The sequence below is a fragment of the Enterobacter cloacae complex sp. IR5458 genome (assembly GCF_049238025.1).
Classification (GTDB): domain Bacteria; phylum Pseudomonadota; class Gammaproteobacteria; order Enterobacterales; family Enterobacteriaceae; genus Enterobacter; species Enterobacter kobei.
Map to the genome: position 1 here is coordinate 176,275 of NZ_JBMKIF010000004.1, position 21,478 is coordinate 197,752.

The following is a 21,478-nucleotide window of genomic DNA, read 5'->3' on the forward strand; positions in this document are numbered from 1 at the left end:
GAGGGCCGGGGTGAGGGCATCAGCCCGCACCGATAACGCACTTACGCGTTCTTCAGCACTTCGCTGACAATCTCTACGGCTTCTTTCTCAATCTGCTGACGGTGCTCAGCGCCGAGGAAGCTTTCGCAATAGATTTTATACGCGTCTTCCGTACCGGACGGACGTGCAGCGAACCAGCCGTTTTCGGTCATTACTTTCAGACCCCCGATAGACGCGCCGTTACCCGGTGCAGCCGTCAGACGCGCGGTGATCGGATCACCTGCCAGGGTGTTAGCACTGACCATCTCCGGAGAGAGTTTAGACAGCGCCGCTTTCTGGGCTGAGGTCGCGCTCGCCTGAATACGGTTGTAGCTTGGCGCACCAAAACGTGCCGCCAGGTCGTTGTAATGTTCCTGCGGGTTCTTACCGGTGACCGCGGTGATCTCCGCCGCCAGCAGGCACATGATGATACCGTCTTTATCGGTTGACCATGGCGTGCCGTCGAAACGCAGGAAGGATGCCCCGGCGCTCTCTTCACCACCGAAGCCGAAGCTGCCGTCGTGCAGACCGTCAACAAACCATTTGAAGCCCACCGGCACTTCCACCAGCTTGCGGCCCAGCGCGTCGACCACGCGGTCGATCATCGCGGAAGAGACCAGCGTTTTACCGACAGCCACCTCTTTGCCCCACTGCGGACGATGCTGGAACAGGTAGTTGATCGCCACAGCCAGATAGTGGTTCGGGTTCATCAGCCCGGCAGGGGTGACGATACCGTGACGGTCATAATCCGGATCGTTAGCAAACGCCAGATCGAATTTGTCGCGCAGCGCCAGCAGGCCCGCCATCGCACACTCGGAGGAGCAGTCCATACGGATCGCGCCGTCTTTATCCAGGTGCATAAAGCGGAAGGTCTGATCGACGTGATCGTTCACGATGGTCAGATCCAGCTTGTAATGCTCGGCAATGCGTTTCCAGTACTCGATACCGGAGCCGCCCAGCGGGTCCACGCCCAGCTTCAGGCCTGCTTTCTGAATCGCCGCCATATCGACGATATCCGCCAGCCCCTCCACGAACGGCTGAACCAGATCCTGCTCTTTTACGTGACCGGACGCCATTGCCGCATCCAGAGAGATGCGTTTCACGCCTTTCAGACCGTCAGCCAACAGCGCGTTTGCGCGGTCTTCTACCACTTTGGTGACGTTAGTATCTGCCGGGCCACCGTTAGGCGGGTTGTATTTAATGCCCCCGTCTTCCGGCGGGTTGTGGGATGGCGTGATAACAATCCCGTCAGCCAGCGCACCACCTTTTTTGTTGTGCACCAGGATAGCGTTAGACACCGCCGGCGTTGGCGTGAAGCCGTTATTCTCCTGCACAATCACGTCGACGCCGTTTGCCGCCAGCACTTCCAGCACAGAGATGAACGCCGGTTCAGACAGCGCATGGGTATCTTTCCCCACGTAGCACGGACCGGTAACGCCGTTTTTAGCGCGCTCTTCCGCAATGGCCTGAGCAATGGCCAGAATGTGCGGTTCGTTAAAGCTATGGCGTGCCGCGCTGCCGCGGTGACCAGATGTACCAAACTTCACTGCGTGTTCTGCGTTGCCCACGACCAGCTTCAGCACGTAATACTGCGCGGTCAGCTGAGCGACGTTAATCAAATCGCTTTGTTGTGCAGGTTGGCCTGCACGGCTGTGATTTGCCATTACCGGGTCCTTCTGATGCAAGGGTTAAATTGTACCGCAAACCTTTTCAATCAATTCCGCCGGGAACTGCATGGACTGCATGATGTGTTCAATCATGCTGCACTTGCGGCCCGTATTGGTATTGGTGATCACCCAGTATGGGGTGCCAGGGACATGTTTAGGTTTGGTTTGGTTGCCATTTTGCAGCAGCGTTTGCTCGTCGCCCGCGAAATAGACGCGAGTACGACCGTGCAGCGACTCGGTCGCTTCAGCAAACGCTTTGTTATCCAGGGAGTAAAGTGTAGACAGCACCAGCATAAAGCGGTTAACCGCCTTTTTCTGCTCCGCATACTCGTCGGACAGCAGCAGCTCGCGCATCGCGCGTACTTTATCTTTTACCGGCGTCACGGCAGGCTTTGCTTGTGCAACAACGCTCGGCTGAGACACGACATCTTTGGTGACTGGGGTAGCAGGCTGTGAAGCGGCGGAAATTTTAAGCATGCGCCGTAAAATGTCGGACGCGCTCTCCCCGATATGCCGCGTTTGGCTGGCAATATACTGATAGAGTTCGTCATCAACTTCGATTGTTTTCATCTTAATCCAGTGCGATATCTTATCTGAATACAAGTCATTGGGATTATAAGGTCAAATCCCAACAGCGGATAGCGTCAAACCAGGTTGGCGGCAAAAGTCAGATTAAACTGGAACCTTGCGGCCGGGCGGCAGAATGGTCAACATGATACCCTAACCTGACAAACGTAAAAAAAGAACTTTGCCATGAAATTGAATACCCGAGCGCAAACTGCACAATCGCCGAACAATAATTCTCCCATCGTACTGGTTCATGGACTTTTTGGCAGCCTGGATAACCTGGGCGTGCTGGCGCGCGATCTGGTTACCGATCACGATATTTTACAGGTCGATATGCGCAACCACGGGCTTTCCGGGCGCGCAGACGAGATGACCTACGCAGCAATGGCGCAGGATCTCCTGGATACGCTGGACGCTCACAACCTGCAGAAAGTGACCCTCATCGGGCATTCGATGGGCGGCAAAGCGGTCATGGCGCTCACAGCATTGGCACCTGAGCGAATTTCCAGGCTGGTGGTGATTGATGTCGCCCCAGTGGATTACGACGTTCGCCGTCACGATGAGATCTTCGCGGCAATTAATGCGGTGACGGAGGCCGGCGTTTCCACCCGTCAGCAGGCAGCAGCCGTGATGCGTGAGCATCTTGATGAAGAAGGCGTGGTGCAATTCCTGCTGAAGTCGTTTGTTGAGGGGCAATGGCGTTTTAACGTCCCGGTGCTGTGGGACCAGTATAATAACATCGTGGGCTGGGAAACCGTCCCCGCCTGGCCGCATCCTACCCTCTTCATTCGCGGCGGTAACTCGCCTTACGTTACTGATGTTTACCGCGACACGCTGCTGGCACAATTCCCGCAGGCGCGCGCCCATGTAATTGCCGGTGCCGGGCATTGGGTACATGCGGAAAAACCTGATGCAGTCCTGCGCGCCATTCGTCGCTATCTCACTGACACGGCAAATTGATTAAAAAGAGAGCGACTGGAAGACGACGGGCTTCCAGTCGTTGGCGTGCCGTTTTTGCTGATGTATGATGGCGCGCTTATCGCCCGGGCATTAGCAGGGCGGCGTGTTTCCCCCGAAGTCTCAGAATCATGGCCAAAGAACAAACGGACCGTACGACACTAGATCTGTTCGCGAATGAGCGTCGACCGGGACGACCGAAAACGAATCCGCTTTCGCGCGACGAACAGCTGCGTATTAATAAACGCAACCAGCTTAAACGCGATAAAAATCGTGGGCTTAAGCGTGTCGAATTGAAGCTCAACGCTGACGCTGTCGATGCGCTTAACGAGCTGGCGGAAGCGCGTAATATCAGCCGCAGCGAGCTCATTGAAGAGATGCTGATCGCCCAGCTTGAGACATTGCGCAGCCAGGCATAAGTCTGAAAAACCCCTTTTTTACCCTTTTCATGTAGCACAGAGTGCAGTCCTGCGCGATAGCGGTTTCCGCAGGGTTGCCTGTTCTGCTATTATTGCCCTTATCCGTGGCCGAATTGCGCCACCATACCATTAAGTTTCAAGAGGTTATTTTACTCATGGCAATCATCGGCATTTTCTTCGGCAGTGATACCGGCAATACCGAAAATATCGCAAAAAACATTCAGAAACAGCTCGGTAAAGACGTTGCTGATGTGCATGACATCGCCAAGAGCAGCAAAGAAGATCTCGAGGGCTACGACATTCTGCTGCTGGGTATTCCAACCTGGTACTACGGTGAAGCACAGTGCGACTGGGATGATTTCTTCCCAACGCTGGAAGAGGTGGACTTCAACGGCAAGCTGGTTGCCCTGTTTGGCTGTGGCGATCAGGAAGACTATGCCGAGTACTTCTGCGACGCGCTGGGCACCATCCGCGACATCATTGAGCCGAACGGCGCCGTTATTGTCGGTCACTGGCCCACTGCCGGTTACCACTTTGAAGCCTCCAAAGGTCTTGCCGATGACGATCACTTCGTGGGTCTGGCCATCGACGAAGACCGTCAGCCTGAGCTGACCGCTGAGCGCGTAGAGAAGTGGGTTAAGCAGATCCGTGAAGAACTGCACCTGGACGATATTCTCAACGCCTGATTTTCGCGGCGCAACGGCGGTTGCGCCCGTTTTCCAGGTAAAACCGATTAAATTAATTGCTACAAACTTTTAACTTTTTCGCTCAGACCTGTACAATGTTTCCCTGGTAAAATGTGGTTTTCATTTCACAAGTTTGTCGGTGATACCCCATTTTTATAAGCATACTTTGCCTGAGACTTGCAGTTTTCATTTAGCCGTGGCAGTTCTATAATGAGACGCAATATCCAAGGTGCATTTTCTGTCACTTCTTTCAGAAGTGAATCGTTTAGCAACAGGACAGATTCCGCATGACTGACAACAATACCGCATTAAAGAAGGCTGGCCTGAAAGTAACGCTTCCTCGGTTAAAAATCCTCGAAGTGCTTCAGGGTCCAGACAACCACCATGTCAGTGCGGAAGACCTCTATAAACGTCTTATCGACATGGGTGAAGAGATTGGTCTGGCCACCGTTTATCGCGTGCTGAACCAGTTTGATGACGCGGGCATTGTTACCCGTCATAATTTCGAAGGCGGTAAATCTGTATTCGAACTGACCCAGCAGCATCACCACGATCACCTGATCTGCCTCGATTGCGGCAAGGTCATTGAATTCAGCGATGATTCCATCGAATCGCGGCAGCGTGAAATCGCCGCTCGTCATGGCATCCGCCTGACCAACCACAGCCTGTACCTGTATGGTCACTGCGCTGAAGGTGATTGCCGCGAAAATGAACACGCGCACGACGCAAAATAAGTCACGTTCATACTCTGAGCCAGCCGTAAGGCTGGCTTTTTTTTGCCTTAAAAAGCCCGGTGGCGCTGCGCCTGGGCCTACGGACTATGACGCCTTTGTAGGCCCGGTAAGCGCAGCGCCACCGGGCGTAAAGCAACTTAATTATTGTTATTGCGTATCTCGTTCCAGATCTTATCGCAACGCTTCGCGACTTCCTGATCGTTACCCGTTTTACGCGCCTGGATACAGGCCTGATAATCCATCACACGAATATTCTCCTGCGTCGCGAATTGCTCATGCGCCTTCTCTTTCTTCAGCACATTCAGTACGCTCTGACAGGCTTCAATTTTCTCCGGCGAGCCTTGTGCGGTATTAATACAGGCGCTGTAAGCCTCCTTCAGCCTGGAATCTTCTTTCGGTGCCTGAGGCTGAGCGCAGGCCACCAGCCCCGATGCAAGCATCGCGACAATTACGATTTTTTTCATCATATGCAGTCTCCGGTCCGGCGGGCCTTAACCCGCCGGATGATTCATCAGAAGATGGTGAATGGGGCAATAACCATGAATTTCACGTCACGTTCATCCTGGAAGATGTTGCCGTAACCGCCCGCATAGCTCGGGATATCGGAGTGGTTGTCATACTGAGTGAAGTGCAGTTTGAACATCGTGCCCTTCGCGCGCCCATCCTGCAGGGTATAGATAGCATCCAGGCTGTAGGAGGACTCTTTCAGGCGATAGTTTGGATCGTAGTACGCATCCGGTGTGGCCATGTCGCCAGGTTTTGCGTCCCAGGCGTAAGCGTAAGAAGCGCCCACTGCCCAACCCGGCAGGTTCCAGTTTTTCAGATCATACATTGCGCCGAAGAAGACCGCTTTTTCACCATTGGCGTTGGAGTCTGAGCGGTTATCCCACCAGATATCCAGACGACCGTTAGATGACGCGTAAGTTGGCGTCATACGTTGCAGGAAGTAGCCCTGCTGCCCTTCCGCCTTCACCCATGTCCCTTCCAGGCGTAAATCAACCTGGCCCACTTTATAGCCGAAAGTCAGCGCCTGCAGCCACGCGGTGCCGTCATAAATGTCGTTGACGCCGCCATCGCTGACCTTGTCACGCGTACCATAGAACTGGTAGCTGGTGCTCAGCGGACTTCCTGCGATATCAAATTTGTAGCTGGCTTTAGCAAAATACTGATCGATATAGCCTTCCGCCTGACCAAATGCGGCTTCCAGTACCAGATCGTTTTTAAAGTCGTATTTCGCGCCCAGCGAGTGGAGATAATCGACTTTGGTTTTCTTATCGTTCTGGTAGAACTTGTCCATTTCAATGTGCCATGGAGCCTTATACTCGTTAGTCCACATATAGGAGAAGCTCAACGCACCCGCATCACCATAGTCAAAGTTCGCCCCGGCTTCTGCACCCTGATAGGTACCTGGCATGAAGCTCCAGTGTGGTGCTAACAGCGTCTGGCCGGTTGGCTGAATATACCCTCCACGCGCCCAGACCGGGCCGTATTTAAATTTCGCTGCGGCCTTGTACAGGCTGATACCGCTCTTATCACCGGACCAGTCTTCATCGTAAGCTTTGTTGCTGGAGGAGAAGGCAATTTCGTTAGGGTGGCCGCTATCGCCGTTTTCCGCCATTTCGATCGCGGTGAATGCAGCGATATCCAGGCCGAACATATCTGCGGCATAGCCTGACTGGAAGTCCAGGTTGGCGTTCCAGGTGGAGTGAGAAAGGTTGGTTTTATATTTGTCTTCGGCGACGTCTTTACGGTCACGTTCACGCTGCCAGTAATAGATGCCGCCCGTGAGGGTAGAATCGTCGATGAAACCCGCAGCTTTCGCCTCAGGTGTAACAACCAGGCCAGACATTGCTGTCACACCGGCAATAGCCAGCGCCAGCGCACTACGTTTGCCACTGAACGTACGCATAGATTATTCCTCTTTGACGAATTAAAGCGCCTAAAACGGCGAAAATAAAAAAGACCAGGCGGTCAGGGGTAGTTATAAATACCCTCGAATTAACTACCGTCTTTAGGTTATTTTTCGCGACGCGAATTATCAATGCTTTTCATCAGGCAAAAGTCAGGATTATGACGAAGTGCACATAATTGGTAGTGCTTTGTAACATTTGGCCGGAAGCGTGATTTGGCGGGGGTATAGCAGCGTATTTCAGGGTATTAGAACATTAGAAATCGCGTATTTTGCGAAATTTGCCATTTTCAAAAACAGACAAACTTTTTTAAAAAAAATAAGTAGCACCACATTGACCAAAAATAACGGCGGACATTTTTACAACGCCACTTTAACGATATGATCATTAATAAAAAAAACGCCGCAGTAAGCGGCGTTTGTTTCTCATTGACCAGAGCGGCGTTATTATTCGCCGATCTTGGTCCAGGTGTCACGCAGACCGACGGTGCGGTTAAATACCGGTTTTTCCGCAGTGCTGTAACGGCTGTCCAGGCAGAAGTAACCTTCACGCTCGAACTGGAACGCTTTACCTGCTTCAGCTGTTTTCAGCGATGGCTCAGCATAACCCTGTTTGATCACCAGAGATTCCGGGTTGATCGTCGCCAGGAAGTCTTCCGCCGCACCCGGGTTAGGCACGCTGAAAAGACGATCGTACAGACGGATTTCTACCGGCAGCGCGTGAGAAGCGCTTACCCAGTGGATAACGCCTTTCACCTTGCGACCATCGGCAGGATCTTTGCTCAGCGTTTCGGCATCGTATGAACAGAAGATGGTGGTGATATTCCCTTCTGCATCTTTCTCTACGCGCTCGGCTTTGATCACGTAGGCGTTACGCAGACGGACTTCTTTACCCAGCACCAGACGCTTGTACTGCTTGTTGGCTTCTTCACGGAAGTCAGCGCGGTCGATCCAGATTTCACCGCTGAACGGTACGTCACGGCTTCCCATTTCCGGTTTGTTCGGATGGTTAGGCATGGCAACCAGTTCACTCGCACCCTGAGGATAGTTTTCGATAACCAGTTTTACCGGGTCGATAACTGCCATCGCGCGCGGGGCATTTTCGTTGAGGTCTTCACGAATGCAGGACTCCAGCGACGCCATTTCAATGGTGTTGTCCTGCTTGGTCACGCCGATGCGCTTGCAGAACTCACGAATAGAAGCAGCGGTGTAGCCACGACGACGCAGACCAGAAATGGTCGGCATACGCGGGTCGTCCCAGCCCTCAACGTGCTTGTCAGTCACCAGCAGGTTCAGCTTACGCTTGGACATCACGGTGTATTCCAGATTCAGACGAGAGAACTCGTACTGACGCGGATGCACAGGGATGGTGATGTTATCCAGCACCCAGTCGTACAGGCGACGGTTGTCCTGGAACTCAAGCGTACACAGCGAGTGGGTAATGCCTTCCAGCGCATCGCTGATGCAGTGGGTGAAGTCGTACATCGGGTAGATGCACCACTTGTTACCGGTCTGGTGGTGTTCAGCAAACTTAATGCGGTACAGCACCGGATCGCGCATCACGATGAACGGAGAAGCCATGTCGATTTTGGCACGCAGACAGGCTTTGCCTTCTTCAAAACCACCCGCACGCATTTTTTCAAACAGCGCCAGGTTCTCTTCCACGCTGCGATCGCGGAACGGACTGTTTTTGCCAGGTTGCGTCAGCGTACCGCGGTATTCACGGATTTCATCCGCGGACAGTTCATCGACGTACGCCAGACCTTTGTTGATCAGCTCAACCGCGTAAGCGTACAGCTGATCAAAATAGTCAGAGGAGTAGCAGATATCGCCAGACCAGTTGAAGCCCAGCCATTGCACGTCGTTCTTGATGGACTCAACGTATTCGATGTCTTCTTTTACTGGGTTGGTGTCATCGAAACGCAGGTTGCACTGCCCCTGATAGTCTTGCGCAATGCCAAAGTTCAGGCAGATGGATTTCGCATGACCAATATGCAGGTAGCCGTTCGGCTCCGGCGGGAAGCGGGTATGCACCGTGGTGTGCTTACCACTGGCCAGATCTTCATCGATGATCTGACGAATAAAGTTACTCGGGCGGGCTTCAGCCTCACTCATCGTGGATTCCTCAAAGCGTAAACAACGTATAACGGCATATGATCTTATAAGCCGGACGTAGTGACAACCCTTAGTTACGGAAAATACGTATCAGATGAAAATAATGGGGGCATTTGCTGCAAAAAAAAGCGGCGGAGGATATCCCCCGCCGCTTAAGGCATAACTCTACTCAGGAGCGATTACTTGCCTTTAATCTCATACAGTGGCGTTTGACCTGCAACCACCTGACCTTTTGCCTGAATAACCAGGCCACTGAAGTCGTCGATGTTGCTGCAAACAACCGGACTGATCATGGAGCGTGCATTGGCGTTCAGGAAGTCCAGATCCATCTCCAGAACCGGCTGCCCGGCCACCACTTCAGCGCCCTCTTCCACCAGACGAGTAAAGCCTTTACCTTCCAGCGCAACGGTATCGATGCCCATGTGGACAACAATCTCCGCGCCATTTTCGGTTTCGAGGCAGAACGCGTGGTTGGTGTTGAAAATCTTCACGATAGTACCCGCAGCAGGAGAGACGACGGTTTTGTCCGTTGGTTTCACCGCCACGCCGTCGCCTACCGCTTTACTGGCGAACGCTTCGTCAGGCACTTGTTCAAGGTCAACGACCTCACCCGTTACCGGAGAGACCAGAGCCGCCACCGTCACGGCGTTAGGCACGGCCTGTGGCTTCGCGGCCGGAGTCGCCGTTGCCGCAGGTGCGCTGTCAGCTGCTGCCGCTGCAACCGGGCCACGCGCAACCACTTTCTTCATTTCGTCACCGATGGATTCCGCTTTGGCGCCCACGATAACCTGGATAGTTTGTTTGTTTAGTTTAACGACGCCAGATGCGCCAAGGCGTTTACACATTGCATCGCTTACGCGAGCGGAGTCACCCACGGTCAGACGCAGACGGGTAATACAGGCATCAATGGCTTTCAGGTTGTCGGTACCGCCGACTGCGGCAATGTAGCTGGTTGCCAGCTGAGTTAAACCTTCTTCGGTATTGCTGTTGGCTTCACTGGTCACGACGTCATCAGTGGTATCTTCGCGGCCCGGCGTTTTGAGGTTAAACATACGGATAACCGCGCTGAACAGAACGAAGTAGATAACGAAGAAGGCCGCACCCATCACCACCAGCATCCAGACGTTCTTGCTTGCCGCTGGCAGGTTGTACATCAGTACGTAGTCGATCGCGCCTGCAGAGAAGGAGAAGCCCGCATGGATGCCCAGCAGAGTCGCCACGAACAGGCTGATACCGGTTAACACCGCGTGCATCAGGTACAGCAGCGGAGCCAGGAACATGAACAGGAATTCCAGAGGCTCGGTCACACCGGTCAGGAATGCGGTAATGGCGACTGACAGCAGCATACCGCCGACCATTGGACGACGCGCTTTCGGCGCAGCCAGGTACATGGCCAGCGCAGCGCCCGGCAGACCAAACATCATGATTGGGAAGAAGCCGGACATAAACATGCCCGCGGTGCCATCACCCGCGTAGAAGCGGTTAATGTCGCCGTGGAAAACGGTACCCGCCGCATTGGTAAACTCACCAATCTGGAACCAGGCGATGGTGTTCAGAACCTGATGCAGACCGGTTGGGATCAACAGACGGTTAATGAAGCCGAAGATGCCCGCCCCCATCGCACCCGCAGAGACGATCCACTCGCCGCCCGCATGGATAGCATGCTGCACTGGCGGCCAAACGTAGCCAAAGATCGCGGCCAGAACCAGACAGAAGAAGCCGGTCGCGATTGGCACGAAGCGTTTGCCACCAAAGAAGCTGAGGAAGTCTGGCAGCTTGATGTTTGCCCAGCGGTTATATACCGCACCGCCGACCAGACCGGTAATGATACCCGCCAGTACGCCCATGTTGATTTCCGGGTTAATCGTTACCATCGCTTTCGTCAGGATGAAGTAACCGACCGCCCCTGCCAGCGCTGCGGCCCCCGCACTGTCTTTAGACCAGCTGGAAGCAACGCCGATGGCGAAAATCAGCGCCAGGTTGTCAAAGATTGCGCCGCCAGCCTGGGCGATAAACGGCACGTTGAGAAGATCGGGTTGCCCGAATCGCAGCAGCAGCGCTGCAACCGGTAGCACGGCGATAGGGAGCTGCAAAGCCCTACCGAGGCGCTGGAAAAAACCTAAAATATTCATCCTATTCCCCCTACGAGACCCTTTCCAGGCTCGCGCATTAACTATGTTTTTATTGTGTTGCTAACGATAAGTACCGTCGATAATTCACTGGCAGTGTGAGTGTGTGAAAAATTAATTCGTATCGCAAATTAAACACCCATTTTTTGTGATTTTTGTCACCAAATATCGTATTAAGCCCTCCCTTTCATTGGCTAACAGCGAAAACTTATTTTATCATTCAAAAAATCAAGACGGATTGATCCAGCCTGAAAGGTTCCAGGTTACGCTTAAGTATCAGGTTCCGGTAGCCATCCGCCCACTCTTCTACTTTAACTCTTGAGGTGAACAATGAGACTGATTCCCCTGGCAACTGCTGAACAAGTCGGTAAATGGGCCGCTCGCCATATCGTTAACCGCATTAATGCCTTCAAGCCTACCGCCGATCGTCCTTTCGTTCTTGGCCTGCCAACCGGCGGTACTCCGCTGACGGCGTATAAAGCCTTGGTTGAAATGCACAAAGCGGGCCAGGTTAGCTTCAAACATGTTGTGACCTTCAATATGGATGAATATGTCGGCCTGCCAAAAGACCACCCGGAAAGCTACCATAGCTTTATGCACCGGAATTTCTTTGATCACGTTGATATCCCAGCGGAAAATATTAACCTGCTGAATGGAAATGCGCCTGATATTGACGCAGAATGCCGTCAGTACGAAGAAAAAATCCGTTCTTACGGTAAAATCCACCTGTTTATGGGCGGCGTGGGCAACGATGGTCATATCGCGTTTAACGAGCCGGCATCGTCCCTGGCTTCCCGCACGCGTATTAAAACGCTGACCCATGACACCCGCGTGGCAAACTCCCGCTTCTTTGACGGTGATGTGAACCAGGTTCCAAAATACGCCCTGACCGTTGGCGTAGGCACCCTGCTGGATGCCGAAGAAGTGATGATTCTGGTGCTGGGTGGCGTGAAAGCGCAGGCGCTCCAGGCTGCCGTTGAAGGCAACGTTAACCACATGTGGACCATCAGCTGCCTGCAGCTGCATCCAAAATCAGTCATCGTCTGCGACGAACCGTCCACGATGGAGCTGAAAGTGAAAACGCTGAAATACTTCAACGAGTTAGAAGCCGAGAACATCAAAGGTCTGTAATTGATTAACCGCCTCTTCTCAAAGAGGCGGCCGCTTTTTTTAACCGGGGGTCGTTATGTACGCTTTAACCCACGGTCGGATTTATACCGGCCACGAAATTCTGGATGACCATGCGATTGTTATCGCCAATGGCCTGATTGAACGTGTTTGTCCGCAGGCAGAACTGCCGCCAGGGATTGAACAGCGCTCACTCAATGGAGCAGTAATCTCCCCCGGTTTCATCGACGTACAGCTGAACGGCTGCGGCGGTGTGCAATTCAATGACACTGCCGAGGCGGTGACGGTTGAAACGCTGGAAATCATGCAGAAAGCCAACGAGAAATCGGGCTGCACCAGCTATCTGCCAACGCTCATCACCAGCAGTGATGACCTGATGAAACAGGGTATCCGCGTGATGCGCGAATACCTCGCCAAACATCCTAATCAGGCGCTCGGTCTGCACCTGGAAGGGCCATGGCTGAATATCGTGAAGAAAGGCACCCATAACCCGGATTACGTGCGCAAGCCTGACGCTGAACTGGTCGACTACATGTGTGCGAACGCCGATGTGATCGCTAAAGTGACGCTGGCACCAGAGATGACCGGCACTGACGTGATCAGCAAACTGGCTGCCGCCGGGATTGTGGTTTCAGCAGGGCACTCAAACGCCACGCTGAAAGAAGCCAAAGCGGGCTTCCGCGCGGGCATTACCTTCGCCACGCACCTTTACAACGCCATGCCTTATATCACCGGTCGCGAACCGGGTCTGGTCGGGGCGATTCTGGACGAGCCAGACGTCTACTGCGGCATTATTGCTGATGGTATGCACGTGGATTACACCAACATTCGTAATGCCAAGCGCCTGAAAGGTGACAAGCTTTGCCTGGTTACCGATGCCACTGCACCAGCAGGTGCAAATATTGAGCAGTTCATTTTTGCCGGTAAAACAATATACTACCGCAATGGACTGTGTGTGGATGAAAACGGTACGCTGAGCGGTTCCTCTTTAACAATGATTGAAGGGGTGCGTAACCTGGTTGAGCACTGTGGGATTGCGCTGGATGAAGTCCTGCGTATGGCTACCCTTTATCCGGCTCGCGCAATCGGCGTGGATAAACAGCTTGGCGGAATTGCACCGGGTATGGTTGCAAACCTGACGGCATTCACACACGATTATAAAATTATTAAGACCATCGTTAATGGTAACGAGGTCGTCACTGAGTAAGTAAAAGTATGACACCAGGCGGACAAGCTCAAATCGGTAATGTCGATCTCGTTAAACAACTTAACAGTGCGGCGGTATATCGCCTGATTGACCAACACGGGCCAATCTCTCGAATTCAGATAGCCGAACAAAGCCAGCTTGCTCCCGCCAGCGTGACAAAAATTACCCGCCAGCTTATTGAGCGCGGTTTGATCAAAGAAGTCGATCAGCAGGCCTCTACCGGGGGCCGCCGCGCTATCTCCATTATTACCGAAACCCGCAATTTTCAGGCGATTGGCGTTCGGCTCGGCCGTCATGACACCACGCTCACGCTCTACGATCTGAGCAGCAAAGCAATTGCGGAAGAGCACTATCCCCTTCCCGAGCGCACCCAGGAGACGCTGGAGCACGCGCTGCTGAATACCATCGCGCACTTTATTGAGAGCTGTCAGCGTAAGATCCGCGAGCTCATTGCAATTTCAGTGATTTTACCCGGACTGGTCGACCCGGAAAGCGGCGTGATTCGCTACATGCCGCACATTCAGGTGGAAAACTGGGCGCTGGTCGATGCGCTGGAAAAACACTTTAAAGTGACCTGTTTTGTCGGCCACGATATTCGTTCTCTGGCACTGGCAGAGCACTACTTTGGTGCGAGTCAGGACTGCGAAGACTCTATTCTGGTGCGTGTCCACCGCGGGACAGGCGCAGGTATTATTTCTAACGGTCGGATTTTTATTGGTCGCAACGGTAACGTCGGCGAGATCGGCCACATTCAGGTCGAGCCGCTGGGCGAACGCTGCCACTGCGGTAACTTCGGCTGCCTTGAAACCATTGCCGCCAACACGGCCATTGAGCAGCGCGTTCGCCATCTGCTTGAACAAGGTTACCAGAGTCGCGTCACGCTGGCTGATTGCAAGATAGGCACCATCTGCAAAGCCGCCAATAAAGGCGACGCGCTGGCCTGTGAGGTGATCGAGCAGGTTGGGCGCCATCTGGGGAAAACTATCGCCATCGCCATTAACCTGTTTAACCCACAGAAAGTGGTGATAGCCGGAGAAATTGTTGAAGCGGAAAAGGTGCTGCTCCCCGCGATTGAAGGCTGTATTAACACCCAGGCGCTGAAAGCATTCCGCCAGAACCTCCCGGTGGTTCGTTCAAAACTTGACCATCGCTCGGCAATTGGCGCTTTTGCGCTGGTGAAACGCGCCATGCTCAACGGTATTCTGCTGCAGCATTTGCTGGAAAGTTGATCGGACCTTATAGTAACGCCTTCTTTTTTTGATGTCGGAACGTCCATGACCATTAAGAATGTAATTTGTGATATCGACGGCGTGCTGATGCACGACAACGTTGCCGTACCAGGTGCTGCGGAGTTTCTTCACCGCATCATCGACAAAGGAATGCCTCTGGTTCTTCTCACGAACTACCCTTCTCAGACCGGTCAGGATCTGGCAAACCGCTTTGCGACGGCGGGCGTCGACGTCCCGGACAGTGTGTTTTATACCTCGGCGATGGCAACGGCGGATTTTCTGAAACGTCAGGAAGGCAAAAAAGCGTACGTGGTCGGCGAAGGCGCGCTGATCCACGAGCTGTATAAAGCGGGCTTTACGATTACCGATGTCAATCCGGACTTCGTGATTGTGGGTGAAACGCGCTCCTATAACTGGGAGATGATGCATAAAGCCTCGTTCTTCGTTGCCAACGGCGCGCGCTTCATTGCCACCAACCCGGATACCCACGGTCGAGGTTTTTATCCGGCCTGTGGCGCGCTGTGTGCCGGTATTGAAAAAATCTCCGGGCGCAAGCCATTCTATGTCGGCAAACCAAGCCCGTGGATCATCCGCGCCGCGCTCAATAAAATGCAGGCCCACTCAGAAGAAACGGTTATTGTCGGCGATAACCTGCGTACGGATATTCTGGCCGGCTTCCAGGCGGGTCTGGAAACCATTCTGGTGCTGTCCGGCGTCTCGCAGCTTGATGACATTGATTCGATGCCGTTCCGACCAAGCTGGATTTACCCCTCCGTCGATGAAATTGACATTATCTGATACCAAACCACGCTCAGGGCGTGGTTTTTCATTTTTAGCCCTTACAAATAAAACCATATCTAACAAAAAGCGCACTTTATTGCATAATCATCAATAAAAGTGTTCATGGCGTACTCTTTTTTCACTATTCCGCAATCACCATTGCACTATTTCCGTTTTCGCCCGTAAATCTCTTGCGCCCCTTCGCCCTTTGCGGCATTTTCATAAGCAAGCAACATTACAAAGCAACAGGGTTAACGGAGAAGGTTATGTGTTCAATTTTTGGCGTACTGGATATTAAAACTGACGCGGGCGAACTGCGTAAAAAAGCACTCGAACTGTCCCGCCTGATGCGCCATCGCGGCCCGGACTGGTCAGGCGTTTACGCCAGTGATAAAGCGATTCTGGCTCACGAACGTCTGTCTATCGTAGACGTCAACGCCGGTGCACAGCCGCTGTATAACGAGAAAAAAACGCACGCGCTGGCTGTTAACGGTGAAATCTATAACCATCAGGCACTGCGCGCCGAGTACGGCGATCGCTACGCCTTCCAGACCGGGTCTGACTGTGAAGTGATTCTGGCGCTCTATCAGGAGAAAGGTCCGGAATTCCTGGACGACCTGCAGGGTATGTTTGCCTTCGCCCTGTACGATAGCGAAAAAGACGCGTATCTGATTGGCCGCGACCATATCGGCATTATCCCGCTGTACATGGGCCACGATGAACACGGCAACTTCTATGTTGCCTCTGAAATGAAAGCTCTGGTACCGGTCTGCCGCACCATTAAAGAGTTCCCGGCAGGCAGCTATCTGTGGAGTAAAGACGGTGAGATCCGTCCGTACTACCAGCGCGACTGGTTCGATTATGACGCGGTTAAAGACAACGTGACGGATAAAGCCGAGCTGCGTCAGGCGCTGGAAGATTCCGTGAAAAGCCACCTGATGTCAGATGTACCTTACGGCGTGCTGCTCTCCGGCGGTCTGGACTCCTCCGTGATCTCCGCGATCACCAAGAAATTCGCCGCTCGCCGCGTGGAAGATCAGGAGCGCTCCGAAGCCTGGTGGCCGCAGCTGCACTCCTTTGCCGTGGGTCTTGAAGGGGCACCTGACCTGAAAGCTGCGCAGGAAGTGGCAAACCATCTGGGCACCGTGCACCATGAAATTCACTTCACCGTGCAGGAAGGCCTGGATGCAATCCGCGATGTGATCTATCACATTGAAACTTATGATGTTACTACCATTCGTGCCTCAACGCCGATGTACCTGATGTCGCGTAAGATTAAAGCGATGGGCATCAAGATGGTGCTGTCCGGTGAAGGTTCTGACGAAGTGTTTGGCGGCTACCTGTACTTCCATAAAGCGCCAAACGCCAAAGAGCTGCATGAAGAGACCGTGCGTAAATTGCAGGCACTGCATATGTTTGACTGTGCACGTGCCAACAAAGCAATGTCGGCATGGGGAGTAGAAGCGCGTGTCCCGTTCCTGGATAAGAAATTCCTCGACGTGGCGATGCGTATCAACCCGCAGGACAAAATGTGCGGCAACGGTAAAATGGAAAAACATATCCTGCGCGAATGTTTTGAATCATACCTGCCCGCGAGCGTGGCATGGCGTCAGAAAGAGCAGTTCTCTGATGGTGTAGGTTACAGCTGGATCGACACCCTGAAAGAGGTGGCAGCAAAACAGATTTCCGACCAGCAACTGGAAACGGCAAGCTTCCGCTTCCCGTACAACACGCCGGGCTCGAAAGAAGCGTACCTGTACCGCGAAATCTTTGAAGAGCTGTTCCCGGTGCCGAGTGCGGCAGAGTGTGTTCCGGGTGGCCCATCCGTCGCCTGCTCGTCTGCCAAAGCGATTGAATGGGATGAATCTTTCAAAGCGATGAACGATCCATCAGGCCGCGCGGTAGGCGTTCACCAGTCTGCCTACAAATAATCGCGACGATTCTAATCAGGCCCCTCTGGGGCCTTTTTTTTGCCTTGCATTTCACTCTCGAAAAACGATTAATAACCAATAATTGCCGAATATTCGGTCACGCTGTTCGCAACCTAACCAAACAGTCACATTCCGGCTATTTTCGTTGAAAAAGGTGTTGACGCTGCAAGGGTCTATACGCATAATGCGCCCCGCAACGCCGATAAGGTAACGCGAAAAAAGATGGCTACGTAGCTCAGTTGGTTAGAGCACATCACTCATAATGATGGGGTCACAGGTTCGAATCCCGTCGTAGCCACCATCTTTTTTGCGGGAGTGGCGAAATTGGTAGACGCACCAGATTTAGGTTCTGGCGCCGCAAGGTGTGCGAGTTCAAGTCTCGCCTCCCGCACCATTCCCAGGTAAGCGTTGCACGGATGGGGTATCGCCAAGCGGTAAGGCACCGGTTTTTGATACCGGCATTCCCTGGTTCGAATCCAGGTACCCCAGCCATATTTCTTCGATTTTGCGGTTCTCCGCGGTATTGGGGTATCGCCAAGCGGTAAGGCACCGGTTTTTGATACCGGCATTCCCTGGTTCGAATCCAGGTACCCCAGCCATATTTCTTCGATTTTGCGGTTCTCCGCGGTATTGGGGTATCGCCAAGCGGTAAGGCACCGGTTTTTGATACCGGCATTCCCTGGTTCGAATCCAGGTACCCCAGCCATCGAAGATTGCAGTACTGGCTACGTAGCTCAGTTGGTTAGAGCACATCACTCATAATGATGGGGTCACAGGTTCGAATCCCGTCGTAGCCACCAAATTAAGATTGTCGATTTTTCGGTAATCAAGACAAATTGTTGGGGTATCGCCAAGCGGTAAGGCACCGGATTCTGATTCCGGCATTCCGAGGTTCGAATCCTCGTACCCCAGCCAATTTAAAAAGTCGTTAAGCAATTTGTTTAACGCAATTGGGGTGTCGCCAAGCGGTAAGGCTCTGGTTTCTGATACCAGCATTCCGGGGTTCGAATCCCTGCACCCCAGCCACTTAAAAACAAATAAGCCCGCTCTGCGGGCTTTTTTGTTTTTGTTGTTTGTGCGGCCTGATGCCCCCTCACCCTCCCCCTCTCCCCAAAGGGGCGAGGGAATAGTCGAAGCAGCAATTAAAGTCCGAGAGCGTATTTCAGGGCCTGACGTTTCAACCCACCGGCACGTTCCGCCGCCATGAGGCCAATGTTACGCAGAATACGTACTGGCGCTAAGTCATTGCTGAACCCGGCATAGAACAGATCCATTCCCGACTGCATAATAAAATTATCCGCCATACGTCGCGTCTGGTAACGCTTCAGTACCTGATGGCTGGACCACGCTTCCGCATGCCCGCGCGCATGACTTAAAACGTCCAGTAACGCGTCAACGTCACGATACCCAAGATTTACCCCCTGCCCGGCCAGCGGGTGTATGGTGTGTGCCGCATCCCCCACCAGCGCAAGCCCGTCACGGGCATACTGCAAAGCGTGACGTCGCGTGAGCGGGAATGCGCCAGCGGCGACTGGCGTGATATGCCCCAGACGGCTCGGGAAGTGCAGCAGGATCTCGCGCTGCAGTTGTTCCATTGAAAGCCCTTGTAGCTGGCGAATGCGCGCCGGTTTGTCGTACCACACCAGTGACGCCCAATGATCAAATAGCGGTAAAAAGGCATGCGGGCCATTCGGCGTAAAGTGCTGCCAGGTGCTCTCACCCGGCGAATTCTCACACTGGACGGTAATCAGCATACAAGACTGCTCATACTGCCAGGCATGTACCCCAATACCTGCCATCTGTCTGACCTGAGAATTGGCACCATCCGCCCCGACGACCAGCTTCACAGCCAGCTCATCACCGCTGTCGAGCGTCAGCAAATAGCCGCTTTCGTGAGTATGAAGTGCCTTAAGTGACGCAGGAACACGCAGCGTCACCTTCGGGTGCGCCTCCAGGGCCTGCCAGAGCGCCTGCTGGAGCACATTGTTTTCCACCATGTAGCCCAGGCGCGGCAGCTTCAGCTCCGCAGCATCAAACGCAACGTGGGCATTTTCCCACTCCCAGGTTTCAAGACGGCTGTAGGGATGCGCACGCATCGCCTGCACCGTTTCCCAGACGCCCAGACCGCGCAGCAGATCGACCGACGCCGCGCTGATAGCAGAAATGCGCACATCCGGCTTGCTGGCGGGATCGAATGCCGGCGGTGCAGCCTGTTCAATTACCGTTACCTCAAATCCCTGCTGCGCCAGCCCCAGCGCCAGTGCGCCGCCGACCATACCGCCGCCGACAACGGCAACTTCGGTGTGTTGGAGTGTCATGGTCATTTTTCCTTATTGGAGAATCCCTTAAGTTTACCGGATTTTTGCGGTCCTGAGACACATAACCTTCATACTGGTCACAACCCCACCAAAGCATTACAATACGCGGCTTGCAATCCTGAGCTGAGCAAGTCGATGACTAAAAAACTCCATATAAAAACCTGGGGCTGTCAGATGAACGAATACGATTCATCCAAGATGGCCGATCTGCTGGACACCACCCACGGATACCAGCTGACTGAAAATCCGAAAGAAGCCGACGTGTTGCTGCTGAACACCTGTTCAATTCGTGAAAAAGCGCAGGAAAAAGTCTTCCACGTGTTAGGCCGCTGGAAACTTCTCAAACGAAAAAATCCGGACCTGATCATCGGCGTGGGCGGTTGCGTCGCATCACAGGAAGGTAAGCTGATCCGCCAGAGAGCCCCCTATGTGGATATCGTCTTTGGCCCGCAGACCCTGCACCGCCTGCCGGAGATGATCAACCAGGTTCGCGGTAATCGTAGCCCGGTCGTTGACGTCAGCTTCCCGGAGATCGAGAAATTTGACCGTCTGCCAGAACCGCGCGCAGATGGCCCGACCGCTTTCGTTTCCATCATGGAAGGCTGCAACAAATACTGCACTTACTGTGTGGTGCCTTACACCCGTGGTGAAGAAGTCAGCCGCCCGGCAGACGATATTCTGTTTGAAATCGCGCAGCTTGCCGCGCAGGGCGTTCGCGAAGTGAACCTGCTGGGCCAGAACGTTAACGCCTGGCGTGGGGAGAACTACGACGGCACCACCGGCACCTTTGCTGAACTGCTGCGCCTGGTGGCCGCGATTGACGGTATCGACCGTATTCGCTTTACCACCAGCCATCCGATGGAATTCACCGATGACATCATTGATGTCTATCGCGATACGCCAGAGCTGGTGAGCTTCCTGCATCTGCCGATTCAGTGCGGCTCTGACCGCGTTCTGAACCTGATGGGCCGTCAGCATACGGTTCTGGAGTACAAATCCACCATCCGTAAGCTGCGTGAAGCGCGTCCGGATATCCAGATAAGCTCCGACTTTATTGTCGGCTTCCCTGGTGAAACCGCGGATGACTTCGAGCGCACCATGAAGCTCATTGGTGAAGTGAATTTTGACGTCAGCTACAGCTTCATCTTCTCCGCGCGTCCTGGAACCCCTGCGGCCGATATGGTTGACGATGTGCCGGAAGAAGAGAAAAAGCAGCGTCTGTATGTTCTGCAGGAGCGCATCAACCAGCAGGCCAACGCCTGGAGCCGCCGTATGCTCGGCACCGTCCAGCGCATACTGGTAGAAGGCACCTCGCGCAAGAGCATTATGGAACTCTCCGGTCGTACAGAAAACAACCGCGTGGTGAACTTTGAAGGCACCCCGGATATGATCGGTAAATTTGTGGACGTTGAGATTGTCGAAGTGCTCACCAACTCACTGCGTGCGAAAGTGGTCCGCACTGAAGACGAAATGGGCCTGCGTATTGCCGAGTCACCGGAATCCGTCATTTCGCGTACCCGCAAAGAAAACGATTCTGGCGTGGGGATTTACCAGCCTTAATCCTTCGGGCCTGCCGCTTCGGCAGGCCTTGTATTTCCTCTCATCGTCCCCAATATCATCTGCAATGCTTGCGCCTTTATTCTATGGCGTGAATAATTTCGGTAATGACCGTTTTATTACGCCG

At 53.5% G+C, this 21,478-nt stretch carries 17 protein-coding genes and 8 tRNA genes; 18 read left to right on the forward strand and 7 right to left on the reverse strand.

Going from position 1 to position 21,478, the window contains the following annotated elements; translation table 11 throughout:
• Positions 1–41 precede the first annotated feature (41 nt).
• Both pgm and seqA read right to left on the reverse strand, forming a co-directional pair.
• Positions 42–1,682, reverse strand: coding sequence for a phosphoglucomutase (alpha-D-glucose-1,6-bisphosphate-dependent) (pgm, locus tag ACOTYN_RS04910; RefSeq protein ID WP_332956571.1), 1,641 nt, complete (start codon positions 1,680–1,682; stop codon positions 42–44).
• A gap of 24 nt (positions 1,683–1,706) precedes the next feature.
• A complete protein-coding gene (gene seqA / locus ACOTYN_RS04915) occupies positions 1,707–2,255 on the reverse strand; it encodes a replication initiation negative regulator SeqA (RefSeq protein WP_014883019.1) in 549 nt (182 codons plus the stop codon).
• 183 nt (positions 2,256–2,438) lie between these two features.
• On the opposite strand from seqA, the gene ybfF reads away from it, so the two are divergent.
• The 4 genes from ybfF (at position 2,439) to fur (ending at position 5,048) form a co-directional block, all read left to right on the forward strand.
• A complete protein-coding gene (gene ybfF, locus ACOTYN_RS04920) occupies positions 2,439–3,212 on the forward strand; it encodes an esterase (RefSeq protein ID WP_071922476.1) in 774 nt (257 codons plus the stop codon).
• 128 nt (positions 3,213–3,340) lie between these two features.
• Complete coding sequence (gene ybfE, locus ACOTYN_RS04925) at positions 3,341–3,628, forward strand: LexA regulated protein (protein ID WP_014883017.1); 288 nt, start codon at positions 3,341–3,343, stop codon at positions 3,626–3,628.
• 155 nt (positions 3,629–3,783) lie between these two features.
• Positions 3,784–4,314: a flavodoxin FldA gene (fldA, locus tag ACOTYN_RS04930; protein ID WP_008501067.1), complete on the forward strand. Its 531-nt coding sequence runs from the start codon at positions 3,784–3,786 to the stop codon at positions 4,312–4,314.
• Between the two features lie 287 nt (positions 4,315–4,601).
• The gene (fur, locus tag ACOTYN_RS04935) at positions 4,602–5,048 is read left to right on the forward strand and encodes a ferric iron uptake transcriptional regulator (protein ID WP_003858655.1); all 447 of its coding nucleotides are present in this window, start codon (positions 4,602–4,604) and stop codon (positions 5,046–5,048) included.
• 137 nt (positions 5,049–5,185) lie between these two features.
• On the opposite strand, the gene chiQ is transcribed toward fur, so the two are convergent.
• The 4 genes from chiQ to nagE form a co-directional block, all read right to left on the reverse strand.
• Positions 5,186–5,512, reverse strand: a complete 327-nt coding sequence (gene chiQ / locus ACOTYN_RS04940; RefSeq protein ID WP_014883016.1) for a ChiQ/YbfN family lipoprotein — start codon at positions 5,510–5,512, stop codon at positions 5,186–5,188.
• 47 nt (positions 5,513–5,559) lie between these two features.
• Complete coding sequence (chiP, locus tag ACOTYN_RS04945) at positions 5,560–6,957, reverse strand: chitoporin ChiP (RefSeq protein ID WP_332956569.1); 1,398 nt, start codon at positions 6,955–6,957, stop codon at positions 5,560–5,562.
• Between the two features lie 447 nt (positions 6,958–7,404).
• Positions 7,405–9,072, reverse strand: a complete 1,668-nt coding sequence (gene glnS, locus ACOTYN_RS04950; protein WP_023332403.1) for a glutamine--tRNA ligase — start codon at positions 9,070–9,072, stop codon at positions 7,405–7,407.
• A gap of 179 nt (positions 9,073–9,251) precedes the next feature.
• Positions 9,252–11,204, reverse strand: coding sequence for a PTS N-acetyl glucosamine transporter subunit IIABC (gene nagE / locus ACOTYN_RS04955; RefSeq protein WP_045134261.1), 1,953 nt, complete (start codon positions 11,202–11,204; stop codon positions 9,252–9,254).
• A 327-nt stretch (positions 11,205–11,531) separates the two neighbouring features.
• Between nagE and nagB the strand changes: the two genes are divergently transcribed.
• The 13 genes from nagB to ACOTYN_RS05020 all read left to right on the forward strand — a co-directional run bounded on the left by nagB (position 11,532) and on the right by ACOTYN_RS05020 (position 18,502).
• Complete coding sequence (nagB, locus tag ACOTYN_RS04960; RefSeq protein ID WP_008501061.1) at positions 11,532–12,332, forward strand: glucosamine-6-phosphate deaminase; 801 nt, start codon at positions 11,532–11,534, stop codon at positions 12,330–12,332.
• A 55-nt stretch (positions 12,333–12,387) separates the two neighbouring features.
• Positions 12,388–13,536, forward strand: coding sequence for an N-acetylglucosamine-6-phosphate deacetylase (gene nagA / locus ACOTYN_RS04965; RefSeq protein WP_045268243.1), 1,149 nt, complete (start codon positions 12,388–12,390; stop codon positions 13,534–13,536).
• 8 nt (positions 13,537–13,544) lie between these two features.
• Positions 13,545–14,765, forward strand: a complete 1,221-nt coding sequence (gene nagC / locus ACOTYN_RS04970) for a DNA-binding transcriptional regulator NagC (RefSeq protein WP_332956566.1) — start codon at positions 13,545–13,547, stop codon at positions 14,763–14,765.
• Between the two features lie 45 nt (positions 14,766–14,810).
• A complete protein-coding gene (nagD, locus tag ACOTYN_RS04975) occupies positions 14,811–15,563 on the forward strand; it encodes a ribonucleotide monophosphatase NagD (protein WP_008501057.1) in 753 nt (250 codons plus the stop codon).
• A gap of 248 nt (positions 15,564–15,811) precedes the next feature.
• The gene (asnB, locus tag ACOTYN_RS04980) at positions 15,812–17,476 is read left to right on the forward strand and encodes an asparagine synthase B (protein ID WP_014883010.1); all 1,665 of its coding nucleotides are present in this window, start codon (positions 15,812–15,814) and stop codon (positions 17,474–17,476) included.
• Between the two features lie 224 nt (positions 17,477–17,700).
• A tRNA-Met gene (locus ACOTYN_RS04985) sits at positions 17,701–17,777 on the forward strand.
• Between the two features lie 8 nt (positions 17,778–17,785).
• Positions 17,786–17,870, forward strand: a tRNA-Leu gene (locus ACOTYN_RS04990).
• 23 nt (positions 17,871–17,893) lie between these two features.
• Positions 17,894–17,968 (forward strand) — tRNA-Gln (locus ACOTYN_RS04995).
• Between the two features lie 32 nt (positions 17,969–18,000).
• A tRNA-Gln gene (locus ACOTYN_RS05000) sits at positions 18,001–18,075 on the forward strand.
• A gap of 32 nt (positions 18,076–18,107) precedes the next feature.
• Positions 18,108–18,182: transfer RNA gene (locus ACOTYN_RS05005), tRNA-Gln, on the forward strand.
• Between the two features lie 17 nt (positions 18,183–18,199).
• Positions 18,200–18,276: transfer RNA gene (locus tag ACOTYN_RS05010), tRNA-Met, on the forward strand.
• Positions 18,277–18,316: 40 nt separating this feature from the next.
• Positions 18,317–18,391, forward strand: a tRNA-Gln gene (locus tag ACOTYN_RS05015).
• Positions 18,392–18,427: 36 nt separating this feature from the next.
• Positions 18,428–18,502 (forward strand) — tRNA-Gln (locus tag ACOTYN_RS05020).
• A gap of 116 nt (positions 18,503–18,618) precedes the next feature.
• Here the strand turns inward: ACOTYN_RS05020 and ubiF are convergent.
• Positions 18,619–19,794, reverse strand: coding sequence for a 3-demethoxyubiquinol 3-hydroxylase (gene ubiF / locus ACOTYN_RS05025; protein WP_071922477.1), 1,176 nt, complete (start codon positions 19,792–19,794; stop codon positions 18,619–18,621).
• 135 nt (positions 19,795–19,929) lie between these two features.
• Here ubiF and miaB point away from each other — a divergent pair, with 135 nt between their 5' ends.
• Positions 19,930–21,354, forward strand: coding sequence for a tRNA (N6-isopentenyl adenosine(37)-C2)-methylthiotransferase MiaB (gene miaB / locus ACOTYN_RS05030; protein WP_221703988.1), 1,425 nt, complete (start codon positions 19,930–19,932; stop codon positions 21,352–21,354).
• Positions 21,355–21,478: the final 124 nt, after the last annotated feature.

Bases quoted from the DNA above. Each gene is read 5' to 3' on its own strand.
- fur (WP_003858655.1), top strand. From the start codon at position 4,602: ATGACTGACAACAATACCGCATTAAAGAAGGCTGGCCTGAAAGTAACG.
- nagB (WP_008501061.1), top strand. From the start codon at position 11,532: ATGAGACTGATTCCCCTGGCAACTGCTGAACAAGTCGGTAAATGGGCC.
- fldA (WP_008501067.1), top strand. From the start codon at position 3,784: ATGGCAATCATCGGCATTTTCTTCGGCAGTGATACCGGCAATACCGAA.
- ubiF (WP_071922477.1), bottom strand. From the start codon at position 19,794: ATGACACTCCAACACACCGAAGTTGCCGTTGTCGGCGGCGGTATGGTC.
- ybfE (WP_014883017.1), top strand. From the start codon at position 3,341: ATGGCCAAAGAACAAACGGACCGTACGACACTAGATCTGTTCGCGAAT.
- pgm (WP_332956571.1), bottom strand. From the start codon at position 1,682: ATGGCAAATCACAGCCGTGCAGGCCAACCTGCACAACAAAGCGATTTG.
- nagA (WP_045268243.1), top strand. From the start codon at position 12,388: ATGTACGCTTTAACCCACGGTCGGATTTATACCGGCCACGAAATTCTG.
- chiP (WP_332956569.1), bottom strand. From the start codon at position 6,957: ATGCGTACGTTCAGTGGCAAACGTAGTGCGCTGGCGCTGGCTATTGCC.
- miaB (WP_221703988.1), top strand. From the start codon at position 19,930: ATGACTAAAAAACTCCATATAAAAACCTGGGGCTGTCAGATGAACGAA.
- nagC (WP_332956566.1), top strand. From the start codon at position 13,545: ATGACACCAGGCGGACAAGCTCAAATCGGTAATGTCGATCTCGTTAAA.
- asnB (WP_014883010.1), top strand. From the start codon at position 15,812: ATGTGTTCAATTTTTGGCGTACTGGATATTAAAACTGACGCGGGCGAA.
- seqA (WP_014883019.1), bottom strand. From the start codon at position 2,255: ATGAAAACAATCGAAGTTGATGACGAACTCTATCAGTATATTGCCAGC.
- chiQ (WP_014883016.1), bottom strand. From the start codon at position 5,512: ATGAAAAAAATCGTAATTGTCGCGATGCTTGCATCGGGGCTGGTGGCC.
- nagE (WP_045134261.1), bottom strand. From the start codon at position 11,204: ATGAATATTTTAGGTTTTTTCCAGCGCCTCGGTAGGGCTTTGCAGCTC.
- glnS (WP_023332403.1), bottom strand. From the start codon at position 9,072: ATGAGTGAGGCTGAAGCCCGCCCGAGTAACTTTATTCGTCAGATCATC.
- ybfF (WP_071922476.1), top strand. From the start codon at position 2,439: ATGAAATTGAATACCCGAGCGCAAACTGCACAATCGCCGAACAATAAT.
- nagD (WP_008501057.1), top strand. From the start codon at position 14,811: ATGACCATTAAGAATGTAATTTGTGATATCGACGGCGTGCTGATGCAC.